Origin of the sequence: Flammeovirga sp. SJP92 (assembly GCF_001583495.1) — a bacterium.
Lineage (GTDB): Bacteria > Bacteroidota > Bacteroidia > Cytophagales > Flammeovirgaceae > Flammeovirga.
The window spans coordinates 39,567-55,179 of the sequence record NZ_LQAQ01000016.1 but is presented as its reverse complement, the minus strand read 5'-3'; the positions used below and the strand labels follow the sequence as shown (position 1 = coordinate 55,179).

At 35.3% G+C, this 15,613-nt stretch carries 13 protein-coding genes; 4 read left to right on the top strand and 9 right to left on the bottom strand.

Annotated elements, in window-relative coordinates; all coding sequences use genetic code 11:
• Nucleotides 1–274 precede the first annotated feature (274 nt).
• A complete protein-coding gene (rsmH, locus tag AVL50_RS03505; protein WP_062615099.1) occupies nt 275–1,198 on the bottom strand; it encodes a 16S rRNA (cytosine(1402)-N(4))-methyltransferase RsmH in 924 nt (307 codons plus the stop codon).
• A gap of 6 nt (nt 1,199–1,204) precedes the next feature.
• Complete coding sequence (locus AVL50_RS03500; protein ID WP_062615098.1) at nt 1,205–3,517, bottom strand: cache domain-containing protein; 2,313 nt, start codon at nt 3,515–3,517, stop codon at nt 1,205–1,207.
• A 362-nt stretch (nt 3,518–3,879) separates the two neighbouring features.
• On the opposite strand from AVL50_RS03500, the gene rimO reads away from it, so the two are divergent.
• Together rimO and AVL50_RS03490 are read left to right on the top strand one after the other, a co-directional pair.
• Nucleotides 3,880–5,199, top strand: coding sequence for a 30S ribosomal protein S12 methylthiotransferase RimO (gene rimO, locus AVL50_RS03495; RefSeq protein WP_062615097.1), 1,320 nt, complete (start codon nt 3,880–3,882; stop codon nt 5,197–5,199).
• A gap of 188 nt (nt 5,200–5,387) precedes the next feature.
• Entirely contained in the window at nt 5,388–6,293 is a 906-nt protein-coding gene (locus AVL50_RS03490) for a hypothetical protein (protein ID WP_062615096.1), read from the top strand.
• A gap of 68 nt (nt 6,294–6,361) precedes the next feature.
• Here AVL50_RS03490 and AVL50_RS03485 read toward each other — a convergent pair whose 3' ends face one another.
• The 6 genes from AVL50_RS03485 to AVL50_RS03460 are packed head-to-tail and all read right to left on the bottom strand — an operon-like array spanning nt 6,362 to nt 12,046.
• Nucleotides 6,362–7,213 carry an STM4011 family radical SAM protein gene (locus AVL50_RS03485; protein WP_062615095.1) on the bottom strand — a complete coding sequence of 284 codons (852 nt, stop codon included), beginning with the start codon at nt 7,211–7,213 and terminating at the stop codon, nt 6,362–6,364.
• On the bottom strand, nt 7,213–8,532 hold the full coding sequence (locus tag AVL50_RS03480; RefSeq protein WP_062615094.1) for an STM4012 family radical SAM protein: 1,320 nt from the start codon (nt 8,530–8,532) through the stop codon (nt 7,213–7,215). Before AVL50_RS03480 ends, AVL50_RS03485 begins: the two co-directional genes overlap by 1 nt.
• Nucleotides 8,529–9,326: an STM4013/SEN3800 family hydrolase gene (locus tag AVL50_RS03475; RefSeq protein WP_062615093.1), complete on the bottom strand. Its 798-nt coding sequence runs from the start codon at nt 9,324–9,326 to the stop codon at nt 8,529–8,531. Before AVL50_RS03475 ends, AVL50_RS03480 begins: the two co-directional genes overlap by 4 nt.
• Nucleotides 9,323–9,979: an HAD family hydrolase gene (locus AVL50_RS03470; protein WP_062615092.1), complete on the bottom strand. Its 657-nt coding sequence runs from the start codon at nt 9,977–9,979 to the stop codon at nt 9,323–9,325. Before AVL50_RS03470 ends, AVL50_RS03475 begins: the two co-directional genes overlap by 4 nt.
• Nucleotides 9,963–11,105, bottom strand: a complete 1,143-nt coding sequence (locus AVL50_RS03465; protein WP_157491127.1) for an STM4014 family protein — start codon at nt 11,103–11,105, stop codon at nt 9,963–9,965. Before AVL50_RS03465 ends, AVL50_RS03470 begins: the two co-directional genes overlap by 17 nt.
• Nucleotides 11,106–11,116: 11 nt before the next feature.
• Nucleotides 11,117–12,046 carry an STM4015 family protein gene (locus AVL50_RS03460; RefSeq protein ID WP_062615090.1) on the bottom strand — a complete coding sequence of 310 codons (930 nt, stop codon included), beginning with the start codon at nt 12,044–12,046 and terminating at the stop codon, nt 11,117–11,119.
• A 678-nt stretch (nt 12,047–12,724) separates the two neighbouring features.
• Here AVL50_RS03460 and AVL50_RS03455 point away from each other — a divergent pair.
• The gene (locus AVL50_RS03455) at nt 12,725–13,498 is read left to right on the top strand and encodes an MBL fold metallo-hydrolase (protein ID WP_082795641.1); all 774 of its coding nucleotides are present in this window, start codon (nt 12,725–12,727) and stop codon (nt 13,496–13,498) included.
• Nucleotides 13,495–14,358, top strand: coding sequence for a DUF1295 domain-containing protein (locus AVL50_RS03450; protein ID WP_062615088.1), 864 nt, complete (start codon nt 13,495–13,497; stop codon nt 14,356–14,358). Before AVL50_RS03455 ends, AVL50_RS03450 begins: the two co-directional genes overlap by 4 nt.
• Nucleotides 14,359–14,395: 37 nt before the next feature.
• On the opposite strand, the gene AVL50_RS03445 is transcribed toward AVL50_RS03450, so the two are convergent.
• Nucleotides 14,396–15,451 carry a peptidoglycan DD-metalloendopeptidase family protein gene (locus AVL50_RS03445; protein WP_062615087.1) on the bottom strand — a complete coding sequence of 352 codons (1,056 nt, stop codon included), beginning with the start codon at nt 15,449–15,451 and terminating at the stop codon, nt 14,396–14,398.
• Between the last annotated feature and the right edge of the window lie 162 nt (nt 15,452–15,613).

Below are 15,613 nucleotides of genomic sequence, written 5' to 3'. Positions count from 1 at the left end.
TCAGATGCATAAAACAAGAGGTAAGAAACGAAGGACTTATCGGGCAGTAAAAGTCACACAATAAGCCTCGAAATTTATTGAGGTGAAATTGACAGCGAAGCGAATCAATTTTGCATCGATAAATTTGAGGAACTCGCGGTAGCGAAATAAAAACTGAAGGCTACCTATAAAAAAGACCCAATAATTTTTAAATTATTGAGTCTTATATCAAAATTAATTCACTAAAAAACTGTATCGTTTTTTCAGGGCATTACACTTGATAAGAGTTTACAGATTACTTCTTATTATCTACAGGCAACTTAATCGCCACTCTTAATTTAGCACTTCTTGCTCTTCTATTTCTAGCAATTTCTTCTTCAGAAGCAGTGATCGGCTTGCTTTTCAAAGGCTTCAATGGGCGTAAAAGATTACCATAGAAATCTTTGTTCATTTCCCCTTCAAAATTACCCGTTTTGAAAAAGTTCTTTACCAAGCGATCTTCCAAAGAATGGTAAGATTCAATTACAAAGTAACCACCTTCTTCTAAAACTTCGGCGCCTTGCTCGATCATCTCTTTAAGCGTTACCAATTCCTCGTTGACCTCAATTCTGATAGCCTGGAAAACTTGAGCATAGAAACGGTTTTCTTTCCCTCTTGGTGCCATTGGCTTTAAAGCATCCATCAATTGTTGTGTAGTTTCAATCTCTCCAGCAGAACGTGCATGGACAATTAAACTAGCTGCTTTATGAGGTTGGTTGAGTTCTCCATAAAGTTTAAACATTTTGCGAAGTTCAATTTCCTCATAATTATTGATCACCTCTTTAGCACTTAAAGCACCGCTTTGTGCCATACGCATATCCAAAGGAGCATCACCTCTAGTAGAAAAACCTCTTGATGTTTCATCAATTTGATGAGATGAGATACCAAGGTCACCTAAAATCCCAGCTACTTTTTTGATGCCATTCAATCTTAAATATCTTTTTAGATATCTAAAATTGGCAGCACAAAAAATCAGGCGGTCATCATTAATTGCCTCTGCATTTTTTCTCGCGTCAGGGTCTTGATCAAAGACCACCAATTTTCCCGTTGTTAAACGGCTTAATATTTCTTTTGTGTGTCCTCCGCCACCGAAAGTAACGTCAACATAAGTTTTAGTAGGGTCAATGTGTAAACCATCTACACACTCTTGCAGCATTACTGGAACGTGATAATCACTCATATTTTTTTAGTACTCGTTTTTTAAATCATCTTCACCAATTAGAGGGAGAATGATAGAAAATTCTGTAAAAGACTCTTCGCCAGAACTGTCGTTTTTATATTTTGATGAAACCATAATTTCACCTCCGTGCTTTTTTATGATTCCATAAGAGATGGACAAACCAAGCCCAGTTCCTTCACCAACTTCTTTGGTTGTAAAAAATGGATCGAAAATTTTGTCAATTATGGCTTGAGGCATACCTTCACCATTATCTCTTACCTTAATATTAATATGTTCATCTCCTTCTGTAAACGAGGAAGAAATTTTGATTTTACCAGTATTTTCATCTACAGCTTGAATGGCATTGTTGATGACATTCATAAATACTTGATTTAATCTTCCTGGTAAACATTTTATCTCAGGCAAATCTTTTTGAAGATCTACCTCTACTGAAATATCTTTTTTCCTCGCCTTATTATTCAAAATTGTAATAGTGGATTGAATGCCCTCATTGATGTTCGCACTTTTGAAAGTGTCTTCATCAAGCCTTGAGAATGTTCTTAAACCTAATACAATTTCTTTTGTTCGAAGTGCACCTTCTTCAATACCGTTTATCAACTCTTTGATCTCTTCAGTAATGACAGAAATTTCAATTTCTTCAGCCAGTTCATTGATTTCGCTTACCCTTTGTTGGAAAGCTTCTTTACTCTCAAATTCTTTGGTCAAGTCATTACAACTTTCTAAAAGTCGGATCAGATCATCAATATCATCTTTCAGAGGTTGTACGTTCGAACTCACAAAGTTAATAGGGTTATTGATTTCATGTGCAATACCGGCTGTTAACTGACCTAAAGAGGCCATTTTTTCTGAATTGATCAGCTGAACTTGTGCGGATTTGAGTTCTTGCATAGCTTCTTCCAACTTTTGATTGGTATAAAGCAAGCTTTCCGACTGCTGTCTCAGTTCTTCTTCAGAAGTCTGAATTTCATGATAGGCCTCAATGATTTTTCTTCTATCATTCTCTCGATCATCCAGCATTTTATTTGCCAATGTGGCCAACTGATCAAATTCTGCATAAGCCAACCGGTCTTTATTGATTTTGACATGCTCTTTAGAAGCTTCATCGAAAAAGTTGGAGAATTCCTCAATATTATTGGTGATTCCAGTGGCCACTTTTCTCAATCGCCACCAAAGAATGGCAATCAACAATGTTGAAAGAGACAAAATTCTGAAAAGTTCTGTCGTCAGTTCTGTAATCAATAAACTTCTCTTTGTCGCAATTTGATCATCCAATTCATCAAGATATACACCAGCACCAATAGTCCAGTCCCATTCTTTAAAATAAATGATATAAGAGAACTTTCTTTTGATTTCGTCAGAATTAGGCTTTTTATAGTCATAGTAATAAAAACCGCCTTTCTTTTCTGTGTTCATCAAGAAAAATGGCAAGTCTTTGAAATAGGTTGTGTCACCATTTTCATCTGTAATAGGAAGGCTTAAATGCTGCTCTTCCGTAAGTTGATAGGCTTCATCAAAATATTCCCAGTTCATCAACAAGGGATTTCCTCTTTTATTGACAAACAGATAACCATCTTTTCCAAACTGTATAGATGACATACGTTCCAAGGCCTGTTTCTGCATATCTCGAGTCACGTTGTCCATGTATTCGCCAGTGCCAATCACTAAGCCTAGAGGCTCGAAATACCTTAAGTAAGAAGTCTTAGGATATTGCTTGTCTCCATCCTGTCCAGGTTTAATCCAATAATACTGGAAGAAGCCTTTGCCTTTGGTTTTGGCAATTTCCATTTCTTTTCTGATGAAATAATCACCTCTAGCATCTTGAAGATCCATGATGGGCAACCCTTCAGATTCAGGTGAGGAGGCGTTCATTACAGCATATCCATCCACATGATCAATAAAATAATAACCTCTATTGCTATTGAACCGTATGGGTCTTAAAGAATCTTTGATGAGCTCAATAAGCTGTTTCTGGGTAAGCTTTCCATTGTTTCTTTTATAGATGTTGTCTACAATTTGAAAAGCTTCATCCACTCTGTTGACCAGATTTTCCTTTAATCTCTTTTCAGTGTTTTTTTCAAGGTATTGGATATATTTAAAGGCATTGTTTACTTCATTGACCGTAACATTTTTCTGTTTGTTAGTAAACTCAATTTCTAATTGACTAACATCAAGTTTATAATCTCTAAGTTCTTTGATAGACCATATACCAACCAAAAAAGTAATCGCGATTACCGATAAGGTCATTACTGGAATAAAGGTAGCCTCGGATACTCTTTCTTTCTTTTCTTTATGTGTAGTATTTTGCTCGAAGAGCTTCATCTTATTTTAATTAATATTAGAGAAGTCAGTGATAAAAAAATCAATTAATCTGACACCAACTGTTTACATAGGTCATTCACACAAAAATATCTGTTTTTCCGATAATATTAATATATATAGCTGAGTTTAGACTAAAAAAACAAGACTATTAACGAATATAAAGTATAGGGATATAACACTAAGTAATTCTTAAGGTTATTAAATGAGTAACATCTCTTTAACTAAATAGGTTGTTATGCAAGATTTTATCTGATATTTTTGCAGAACTTATTTTGCTGATAATGAATAAATATCATAATAGTGATTTATTCACCGGTAAAATGAAGTGTTCTCATTAATAGGAAATTAAAAGAAGTAATCTCTTGAAAACCAAGACACTTAAAGAAAATAAAGTCAATATTATTACACTCGGATGTTCTAAGAATATTGTAGACTCAGAGGTAATTATGACTCAGTTGAAAGGCAATGGCATTGATGTAGTGCACGAGGCTGAAGACGACAAATTCAATATTGTATTGATCAATACATGTGGATTTATTGGTCATGCTAAGACTGAATCTGTAGAAACTATTCTTCGTTATGCTGATGCTAAAAAAGAAGGATTGATTGATAAAGTGTATGTTTCTGGCTGTTTGTCGGAGAGGTACAAAGAAGATTTAGTACATGAAATTCCTGAAGTAGATGCTTTCTTTGGTACGCGTGAAGTGCCTAATTTATTAAGAGCATTGAATGCAGATTATAAAAAAGAACTTCTTGGAGAGCGTTTGTTGACTACAGATAAGCATTTCGGATACCTGAAAATTGCTGAAGGTTGTGACAGACCATGTTCTTTCTGTGCCATTCCATTGATGAGAGGCAAGCATGTTTCAGTGCCAATTGAGGATTTGGTGAAACAAGCGGAAGACATGGTAGCAAAAGGTGTAAAAGAGTTGTTATTGATTGCTCAAGACCTTACGTACTATGGATTGGATATCTACAAGGAAAGAAAGTTGGCTGATCTTTTAAGAGCATTATCTGATGTGGAAGGCTTAGAGTGGATTCGTTTGCACTATGCATATCCAACAGGTTTCCCGATGGATGTATTAGATGTTATGGCGGAGAGAGATAATATTGCCAAATACCTTGATATTCCATTACAGCACGGTTCAACAGCAATGTTGAAAAGAATGAGAAGAGGTACTTCTAGAGAAAAACAAGAAGACTTGATCAATAAAATCAGAGAGAGAGTTCCTGGTATTGCTATCCGTACTACTTTGATCACAGGTCACCCAGGTGAGACGGAAGAGGAGTATAATGAGATGTATGATTTCGTAGAAAGAATGCAGTTCGAGAGAGTGGGGGTATTCACTTACTCTCATGAAGAAGATACGCATGCTGGCGATGATATGGAAGACGATGTTCCTGAAGATGTAAAACAAGACCGTGCAGACGAGATTATGCAACTTCAAGAAGAAATTTCTGATGCGTTAAACCAGAAAAAAGTAGGAAAAGTTTACAAAGTATTATTCGATAAGATCGAAGGTGGATATTTTGTAGGTAGAACAGAATTTGATTCTCCTGAAGTAGATAACGAAGTTTTAGTACCTGTCACAGAAGAGAACCACGTTCGTTTAGGAGACTTTGCTAATGTGAAGATTACAAGTGCTGAACCGTTTGATTTATACGGTGAAGTTGTTAAATAAAAAGTTAAAAAACAGATACTGTCTGATATTTCATCTCTGATTATTAAAAAAGATTTGAAAAATTGAGTTGAAACTGTTAGAATAGTTGTATAAATATCGAAAGACGTGAAAAATCACTTTAAAGTAAATTTTTCACGTCTTTCGTTGTAAAGAAATGAACTTGTAAGATTTTTTAACATTAAAAATATATGAATACGATTTTAACACTATTAATCGTCTTAAATATATTTTCAGATCATAACGGAATCGGAAGAATCGCGGAAGCTAATAAACAAAAATCCGCAGGAGAGGAAGCATTTATTGCAAAAGATTATAAAACTGCAATTGATGCTTATACTATTCTACTGGACTCTATGAAAATTGAAGATGATGCGGCAATGCTTGATTTAGCACATTCTTATTTCCTTTCTGAAGATAAGGAGAATGCAACTAAACGCTATGCCAGCATTCAGAATTCAGCAAACAAGAAAATTGCTTCTATTGCAAACCAACAGTTAGGAGTGCTCAAAGCTCAAGAACAAAAGTTGGAGGAAGCGCTGGCCTTTTTGAAAGCGGCAATGAAGCATGACCCTCAAAATATGGGTGCAAGGTATGATTATGAGATGTTGTTGAAGCAAAAGAAAGAACAAGAGGAACAAGAACAGCAGAATCAGGATCAGAACCAAGATCAAAACGACGAAAATCAGGATAAGCAAGATCAACAGGATCAGCAGGACCAAAACCAAGATCAGAACGATCAAAATCAGGATCAGGAACAAGATCAAGACGAGAACCAAGAGCAACAGGATCAACAGGAAGGTGATCAGAAAGATAATAAAGATCAAAAAGATTCTCAGAATGGTGATCAAAAAGAGGGTGATCAGGAAGAGAATCAAGAGCAAGAAGGAGAACAGGGAGAGGAAACTGAGGAAGAGCGTAAAGAACGTGAAAAAGCGGAAGAACAAGCCAACTTCAATAACCGAATGGAGGAAATCAAAATGCCTGCCTCTCAAGCTCAGATGATTTTGGATGCCTTAAAAAATAAGGAAGTGCAATACTTCCAACAGCAAAAGAAAAAGTCCAAAAAACAGGATAGAAACAAGCCAGACTGGTAGAATGTTTCTGCTGAAAATGATAAAAAAAGAGACCACAGTTTTAAAAAAATGTGGTCTCTTTTTCTATTTTAAACCAATGGGATTCGCTCTAAAATTCCATCTCCATAAATTTTATCTTGCTCTAATTCTTGAAGATGAACATATCCTATATGACAACCGCAAGTAGTGTTAGAACATAATTTGGGCTGTAATGCCTCTTCAAAATTATCATGGTAGATATTCCCAATTTGATCTTTGATAAAGTGGCAGGAAGTCATATTGCCATCACCATCCACTGAAAAAGTAGTGGAGCCAGCATGGCAGGGTTTGCCTAGACTCTCATGCCGTTGATTGTTCCAATGGAATAATGGGTCCACTTCAAGGATTCTTTTCAAATGCTCTTGCTCATAATAATCGGTTTCTCTCTTGTAAGCGTTTACCCATAAATACACGGAGGAAGGAAGTCTTTTTCTTAATTGAGTAATCACATCAAGATCTTCTTTTAAACCCACAGTTCCCACACTAAATCTAATATTTTTCTCAATCAATGAATGGCATTTTTCCAGAAATGCGTCTAAGGACAATTGGCTAGGATGATAGGTGGTCCATAATGCAAAACTCTCCTTATTGACTTCATCCATCCAATCGGTACTACAGGATAAATTAGTTTGTATGGCGACCCTATAAACATTGTTCATATGACTCAATGCAGTCATCGCCTGTTGATAGTATTTTCGGATTAATCCTTCTCCCCAAGGCGTGAATAAAATACCAATTCTTTCACTTCTATGCTTTACCCAATTTTGAAACTGCATTAACTTTTGAGCATCAATCGCCAATTCTTCTCTTGTGTTTTTTGTTTTGGCAAAAGGGCAGTAGTGACAAGAATAATTACAGCTGGTCAATGGTCCTCTGTAAAGAATATTCCAAGTTTTATGCATTATACTAAGTCAAATTGAGCAATAGATTCTTTTATTGAATGAGAATACAACCAAGGGCCAATCACGTCTTCCAGTGTTCGTCCTTTTAGGTTGAGTTGGATGGATGATGTGCTGATGTCAATCAATTGGAGTTGGTACATCTCTTCTATTTCAAGTTTGAAATCCTCCAATACAGAAGAATTAAAGTAGGCTTGATAAGAAGCAATGGGTAAACCTGTTCCTTCGCAGAAGGACTTAATGAAATACCTTCTTTTCTCTTCTTCTAGATCAAGTTGAATACCATAATTCACTTTTTTGAACTCCTCCTTAGAAGTGTTGTTATAATTCTCGATAATATGCTTAATGGAAGATCTCCCGACAGCGTAATCGCTACTGTAATGCAGCGATTTGGTATAAGAGCGAGCTCCTACACCTAATCCTAACATTGCATTTTCTTGTGGTAAATAATCGGGGTGAGCAAATGAAGGAGCGTTCTTTTTCTTGAATTGTCTCATTGTGATTTGCTCATAGTCATTGCTCATTAAGAAATCCCTTGCCTGTAGGTATAACTTCATTCTGAAATCATCCCAAGCTTGTTCTTTCAATCCCAAACCTGTCAATGGTCTTACATACAAAGGGTAAAGAAAAACCTCTTCGGGTGAAATTTCTATCATTTGATCTAAGGTATATTGCCAACTTTCCGTTGTTTGATTTTCAGCTCCATAAATCAAATCCAAGTTGAGTAATGGAAATTGAGCTTCTTTTAAGTCTCTGATTGCTCTTCTCACTTCTTCCACTTTTTGGGGTCTTCCCATTGCCTTCACTTCCTGTTCAATGAAGCTTTGCACGCCCATACTTACCCGGAAGAAGCCTTTTTTTTTAAGGAGTTGAATTTTATCGGCCGTAATAGTTTTAGGAGAAACTTCAATAGCGGAATTGACGACTTCAGTTTTTAATCCTAAAGAGGAATTCAGCGTTGATAAAACAGACTGTAGTTCTTCTGCTGAAAGGTAACTTGGGGTACCTCCTCCAAAAGCAAAATTGGCAAAATGAAGGTCTCCTAATTCCTCTTTAACGGCTTCAACCTGTCTTGTCAATGCATTAAGAAACTCGTTTTGGAGGTTGCCTTTTGGATTGGCAATTGTAAATAGATTACAGAAGCCACATCTCATTTCACAAAAGGGAAGATGAAGGTATAGAAAAACATCACGCTTCTTTTCCACGCTCCACACTTCTTGGAGTGATAGTGGTTTTTCAAAGTTTCTATATGCCATTTTATGAGGGTAAGAGTAGGCATAAGAATGATAGTATGATTGGTTGATATATTCTTTTAAATTCATTTTTCATTCATTAAAAATTCAGCATAAGGGACATTCCAAACGACTTCATGGGCCAATCGATGTCCATTGAATCCGTCTTCCCCATAAGCAGTTCCGTGATCTCCCATAAGTAAAAATAAGGTTGGTCGTCCCTTGAAAGCATTCATCAAAATTTCCCATTGACTATCCACATACTCTAATGCTTTGGCATGTGTAGTGATTGAATCCACTTTGGCTCCTTGTTGGTAGAAATAATTGGGTTGGTGTATGGCTGAAATATTGATAAACAGAAAAAGCCTGTTTTGCTGATTTTGCTGTACAATTTCCTCTGCTTTTTGAAACTGGTATTTTGTAGAAAAAGGAGAGGTGACACCTAGACAGTCTTCCCAGTGACTTTCATCAAACATGGACGGAAACACGTTACTCAATGAAGTCCTTTTGTTGAAAAAGCCCACTCCACCAATGCAAGCTGTATGATATCCTTTTGCTTTTAACCCATCAATAATTGTGGCTTGTTCAAATGTGAAAGTGTTGGTGTTGGTTGTTTCACTCCCCGCAAACTGAGTGGCAAACAACCGTTCTTGCTTTGGTTGATCAATGGGAGTGGGGAAAAAGCCCGAAAAAATAGCATGATGAGAAGCATAGGTAAAACTCCCCGGTGCATGTCTTTTCTCCCAACCTGATTCTGGTAGATATTTTTGAAGTTGAGGTAATCGCTTTTCTTTAAAAAGTTGTTGGCTGACATCATATCTCAATGTGTCCAAAGTGATCAAAACAATATCATAATCACCCACTATTTTATTCGTATTGATCATATATAATTGGCTATTTCTTGAATGTCATTGATTTGAATATCCGCAATTGATTCTTTTGTTTTAGTAGGGTTGAGGTGAATTGTTTTCCATCCCATTTGATGAGCACCTTTGATATCCTTGTCATAATCGTCACCGATCATAACAATTTCTTCGGGCGTATACCCATATTCCATTTGAATTAAATGAAAGAAAAGTGGATTAGGCTTTTCAAAACTATAATCTCCTGATATGAAAGTAGAAGTTGGAGGGAAGATTTTAAATAATCCAGAGTTTACAATCTTTTTCTGTTGATTATGATTCCCTCCATTTGTTAGTAATACAAGGTGAAAATGTTCTTTTAATTCCGCTAAAAATTGAAGGATTGAAGTGTCTATTTTCTCCACAAAATCCCCAACGACATACTTCTTCTGAAACTCCTCAAATAATTTTTGATGAATGAATTTTGAAATAAGCCATTGATAAAAAGTATCTCTTGATCTGTACCCTTTATTATCGTATTCAAGAATGGTCGCTTTATTTTCAGTCCATATATTAGGTTGATTGACAAACTCAAATGCTTTTTCTAAGTAAGTACTGTAGGCTTTGTCTCTATCGATTAAAGTATTATCTAAATCGAAAACGAGACATTTAATATTTTTAGGTAAGGACTTCATCGAAAATGGATTTAATGATAAAAGCTTGTTCTTCATAGGTTGTTCTGCCTTCGGAATTGACAATTCTAGGCACTAAATCACCAAAAGCATTCACTTCAATAATTTTTACTTTATGACTGTTGGATTGGACCATCAAGTCAACTCCTGCCACCACAGCACCTTGAAATGATTTGACTGCTTGTATCGCTGTCTGTTCTATTTCTTCCCACTTTTCATTTCCCAAATAATCGATCAATCCATTGAGGTCTCCTCTCTCATTGCCAAGGTGTAGATTGGTCATCGGTGAGGTGCTGGATCTCATCACCACATGTTCTATTTTTTGACCAATGACGACCAATCGTAAATCAAATACTTTATTGTTGAAAGTAGCTTTAGGTTCCCATTTTTCAACAATAAGGTGCTCTTTCGCCAATTGATTGATGATCAATTCAATCTTAGTAGCATCACGATAAGTACTAATGTTTAATGAGTTATATAAAGCGGAAGATTTATCAATTTCAACAGACGTTTTTAATACTTCTCTACTTTTACTTCTTCTATAAGCCATTACTCCCGAAGAGGAAGAACCGTGTGTAAGCTTGATGAAAACTTGATGTTCTTTTGCTTGATCCATCATTTGATGTAATTCTTCATAACTCCGAACCGTCCCTAAGAATTTTGTTTTAGCAACATGATGTTCCAAAAGAATTTGATGGGCGTTCTTCTTATCAAACATCTGAAGAATAGCCGTAGGGGTATTAATAAACCTTACGTTATCCTTCTTTATGGCACAATTCTCTACAAACTTCAACGCTTCTTTAAACCCTAAGTAAGCTTGTCTAGAATATTGAATTCTACCTTTGTCATTAGGAAGAGAATCAATTTTCTCTTTAGAGATTTGATGAAATTCTTCTTTTTTTATGCTTTCACTTCCCCATTTCAATAATCCTTTAAAGACATCGAAATTCTCACCAAAGGAATCAATTTTTATGATGTCGTTTTCTTCAACAATGCTTTCAAAGGAATGAGGCGTGGATAGAAAATCTATCCACGCTATTGTTTGGTAGTTTAATTGATAAGAGTGTAGCGCTTCTTGCATCATCTGAAGCCTACGGTTCTCAGGATTGCCTATAAGTATTACTTTCAAAACAGGATTGATTATTCACCTACATCAACATAACGATAGGTTTCATCGTCATAAACATCTTCTTCTTTTTGTTCCCCCATTTTTAGTTCAATATGCGGGAATTTCTCTTTGATCTTTTGGCCAATTCCACTAGATAAATAATTACTACTTAGGTTTAAATAGCATAGTTGTGGCATACATGGTGCATTGAGTAAACCTTCAGCACTTTTATCTCCTAATGTCCCCATTGATAAGTCCAGAGAAAGAATTGTTTCTTGTAATGGAGTCACGGAAATCAACTGTACAATGTCATCAGCATCGATGCAGTTTTGAAGCCCTAAGTGAAATAGAGAAGGGAATTTACCTATTTCTAATAAAGGTAAAATATCAGCTTCTACTTCACAGTCGTAACCATAGTCATCTGTTCCTAACCAGATCTCCAAATGCTTTAACTTCGGTAATGCTGCATTACCAATTTCTTGAAGCACATTTTTGGACAAGCCCCCGGATTGAAGTACAAGTGTTTCTAGGTTTTGATGTTCTATTTCACCAAGTGACAGTCCTTCACTTCCTTTTATTTGTAGCATCTTAAGGTTCGGGAAGTTTTTGAAGATAGCATTGAGGTTGGCTTGTTGAATCCATGAAATTTCACATTCATCATAGTCCATGTCACCAATAAATAGTGCTTCAATGTGTTGTAAACGCTCTTTTTCCTCAACGAGTTTGTTGATAAAACTTTCACAATCTGAATCGTAGGCATTAGGCCAAACACCGATGCTTAGTCCGACTACATCTTTTAATTTTGGATCATCAAGAAAAGCATCAATCAGTTCAATTAAGGTTTGATCATCATCATCTTCCATGTATTCCACTCCAAGACGATAGACTGAATTCTTCTCAGTGATTCCTTCACTTTTTGAGTATTGATGAACTTTCTGGTTATAAAAAAAATCGGTTGCCATTTTTACTTTGTTTTGAGTTGTTGCTTCAGTAAATATTTGATATTCTAAAATTAGAGATGAAGAACGTAAAGTTGATACGTTTAAGATTTTTTATACTAGAAAGTCTATTAGACATTGTAACTATTAGGTACTAAGCTTGAAATGGAGGATAATTGATTTTGTCTTAGTACTTAATATGAGAGCATAAAAAAAGCACCTATTCCTTTGGTGCTTTCTTCTGATTGTGCTTTTTGACTTAATGTTTTAAGATCCTAGGTAATAGATATACCCATAAAATAATAGCTGCGGGGACAAAAAGTAATTGTGTTTTTTTTGAACTGACTTTTAATAAGGGATCTAGTTTTTGGCCTCCCCAGAAATAGAAATAAAATCCAAAAATTAACCCGCAACTGAAATAGATCTTAAATAGAAGTAGGAATATAAGTACTGTTTGTTCTATAATGGTCATAGTAGTTTGGGCTGTAGGATTGATATACTTTAAGTTACAGATTGACATTGATTGTCAAACTTACTATAATATAAAATTTTTTTATGCATAATTCAACTCTCAAAATGAATTCTTAATGTTAGTTCTTTATGTTAAACATTTTATTAATAAATCTGATTATCTTAGTTATAAGTATTAAACCAAAGTAATTCTTGGCTTAATACATCAAAAATTAACTACTCGAGCTCACTATGATAAAAATTCAAAGGTTAAATATGGACAATTCATGGTACATTGAATTAGATTCATTGAAACTGCTAGTAGACCCTTGGCTAGAAGGTGCCGAAATAGATTATTTCTCTTGGTTTAATAAACAGTGGCATCGTACTCCTCCATTAAAATATGATGAAATACCTACTTATGATATCGTATTGATTACCCAAAAATATCCCGATCATTTTCATCGTAAAACTTTAAAGAAACTGAAGCCTCAAAAAGTGATGGGTCCTGAAAGTATTCGAAGAAAAGTAAAAAGAATATTACCAAAAGCTGAATTTATTTCTTTCAATAAAAAGAAAAAGCAACAATCAGTTGATGGGGTGACATTTCATTTTTTGCCCACCAAAAGATGGATGGACCCAATTTATGATGCTTTTTTGATTGATGATGGAAACGAAAGTATATGCTTGGCCACACATGGTTTTGATATAGATTATACATACATCAAAGAAATGGGAGAGTTTAGTCCTGTTACTTTACTAATGACTCCCTTTAACTTTTATCAATTGCCCGCTTTTCTTGGAGGAACAGTCTCTCCTGGTTTAGAAGGTGTGAGGCAATTGGCTGAAGAATTTAATCCAACTTGTGTGGTACCTACCCATGATGAAGATAAGCACGCAAGAGGTATAGTATCTAAGTTCGCTAAAATCATCAAGTCTATGTCGAAAGAAGATTTAAGAAAAATACCTTGGCTTGAAGAAACATATCAACCCTTAAATCATTATCACCTTACAAAAATCTCATGAACAAAAAACAACAAGCTCTTTTTGAAATCACTATTATATATCTGACTGTAGGTATAGTAGGTTTTTTCACTTTTCAATATGCAGATTATGAATCGTTGACCATTCGTTTTCTAATGGCAGATTTGGCTATGACGGTTGTGACATTTATTTTTTCATTAATAAAGAAAAATAGCAGTGTTTATGATGCCTATTGGAGTGTAATTCCATTTTATTTTATACTTCAATACTTCTATTTATTTAATGGAACAGATTGGAGTATTCCACAATGGGTTTGTGCATTTGTGGTTTCCTTCTGGTCTTGGAGGTTGACACTGAGTTGGGGAAGGGGGTGGCCCGGTTGGCATCATGAAGATTTCAGATATGCTGATTTTAGAGTTCAGTTTAAATCCTTTTTTCAACCTATTAATTTTTTAGCAATCCACTTGTACCCGACATGTATTGTTTTTTTGAGTATATGGGGAATAGAGTGGGTTTACTCAGGGGCAGAGTTGAGTAATCTCTGGTTGTTTATGTTGGGAGCCTTGACTGCTTTTATAGGGACAATATTTGAATATTTAGCAGACAATGAATTAGACAAATTCCGAAAAAGACCCAATAAGCAAAAGACGGATATTTTGAGGACAGGAATTTGGGCAAAATCAAGGAATCCTAATTATTTAGGTGAGATGATGTTTTGGTTTGGAGTGGCTATGATGGGATTGGCTTATAGTGCACCATGGTATACCGCTTTAGGTTCCGTTGGAATGTGGCTTATGTTTATGTTTGCTTCCATTCCTTTAAAAGATAAGCAAATGATGAAAAACAGACCTGAAGCATTTCAGAAATACAAAGATGAAGTTTCTAGGGTTTTACCTTTCTAAATAAAAATGGCGATCTATTTTCAGATCGCCATTTTTATTATCTAACTCTTATTGTTCTGCCAACTCTTAAGGTAGTTCGTTTCGAAATACCATTCAAGCTGCAGATTTTAGTGATAGATGTTCCATATCTTCTACTGATCTTCCAAAGAGAGTCACCACTTCTGATTCTATGGTAAACATTCTTTTTCGATTCAATCAATAACTCGTAATTTTTTGCTGAAAGGGTGAAATCAGGAGTAGGAATGATCTCATGATTGGCAAAGTCAATCATGTCTTCAGGGTTAAAAGCATAACCTTGGTACCTGATCTCAAAGTGAAGATGAGGACCTGTACTTCTTCCTGTATTTCCTCCAAGACCAATCACTTCGCCAGCTTTTACTTCTTGTCCTGGTCTCACTAAGTATCTACTCATATGACCGTACAATGTTTCAAGACCGTTTTTATGACGGATCATTACATAATAGCCATATCCTCTTCTGTTGTACTTTGCAATTCTGACAACACCGTCAAACATAGATCTTAGCGTGTCACCAACAGCCAATTTTACATCAATGCCATGGTGGAACCTCCATCTTCTGAAGCCATATTTTGATGTTACTTTTCTTTGCTCATCTAAAGGAAAAGCCCAAGCTAAAGTGTCTCCTTCATCATATAAGTGGAGGTTTACACTGTCTTTTAGAACCTTCGATGGAATATTGTAAGGGTTTACATTCCAATTATCCCAATTATTATAATAATCAAATCCAGTCAGATAAGTGGCATCTACAAATTTACCCTCTTGAATCTCCACAAGGTTTTGACATTGCTCAATTTCATTAAGATTAATTCTTTTATAGCCTTCAGGAAATGAGGCTAATTCATCTTGATGTTGACAGTCCTCTACCCCGTTTTCTAAAGTGAATTTAGGGGCTGTGATGTTAACTTCAGGAATAATTTCTTCTTGTACTATCTCAGTACTTGCTTTTTTTTCTTTTCCTTTAAATATCTTTTTAAAGAAACCTTGTCCATAGGATTCTGTTGAAGAAAATTGGACCACACACAAGAATAAAACAGTAAATATGTAAGTAGGCTTCGAAATATGATTCAAGTTCATGATTTAATTTGTCACGGATGAACTAAAAAATAAAGTTTTTTGTTCGTTTAAATTAATATAGGATACAAGAATACTAAAGTAATTGCTAAAAGGCAATGCATGTTAAATAGTATTTGTCATGTAAACGTTAAATATCATGATACATTATGTGACAAATCAAAA

Excerpts from the sequence above, each read along its gene's own strand:
- rsmH (WP_062615099.1), bottom strand. The coding sequence starts at position 1,198 with ATGAGTGATTATCACGTTCCAGTAATGCTGCAAGAGTGTGTAGATGGT.
- AVL50_RS03500 (WP_062615098.1), bottom strand. The coding sequence starts at position 3,517 with ATGAAGCTCTTCGAGCAAAATACTACACATAAAGAAAAGAAAGAAAGA.
- AVL50_RS03490 (WP_062615096.1), top strand. The coding sequence starts at position 5,388 with ATGAATACGATTTTAACACTATTAATCGTCTTAAATATATTTTCAGAT.
- AVL50_RS03485 (WP_062615095.1), bottom strand. The coding sequence starts at position 7,213 with ATGCATAAAACTTGGAATATTCTTTACAGAGGACCATTGACCAGCTGT.
- AVL50_RS03480 (WP_062615094.1), bottom strand. The coding sequence starts at position 8,532 with ATGAATTTAAAAGAATATATCAACCAATCATACTATCATTCTTATGCC.
- AVL50_RS03475 (WP_062615093.1), bottom strand. The coding sequence starts at position 9,326 with ATGATCAATACGAATAAAATAGTGGGTGATTATGATATTGTTTTGATC.
- AVL50_RS03470 (WP_062615092.1), bottom strand. The coding sequence starts at position 9,979 with ATGAAGTCCTTACCTAAAAATATTAAATGTCTCGTTTTCGATTTAGAT.
- AVL50_RS03460 (WP_062615090.1), bottom strand. The coding sequence starts at position 12,046 with ATGGCAACCGATTTTTTTTATAACCAGAAAGTTCATCAATACTCAAAA.
- AVL50_RS03455 (WP_082795641.1), top strand. The coding sequence starts at position 12,725 with ATGATAAAAATTCAAAGGTTAAATATGGACAATTCATGGTACATTGAA.
- AVL50_RS03450 (WP_062615088.1), top strand. The coding sequence starts at position 13,495 with ATGAACAAAAAACAACAAGCTCTTTTTGAAATCACTATTATATATCTG.
- AVL50_RS03445 (WP_062615087.1), bottom strand. The coding sequence starts at position 15,451 with ATGAACTTGAATCATATTTCGAAGCCTACTTACATATTTACTGTTTTA.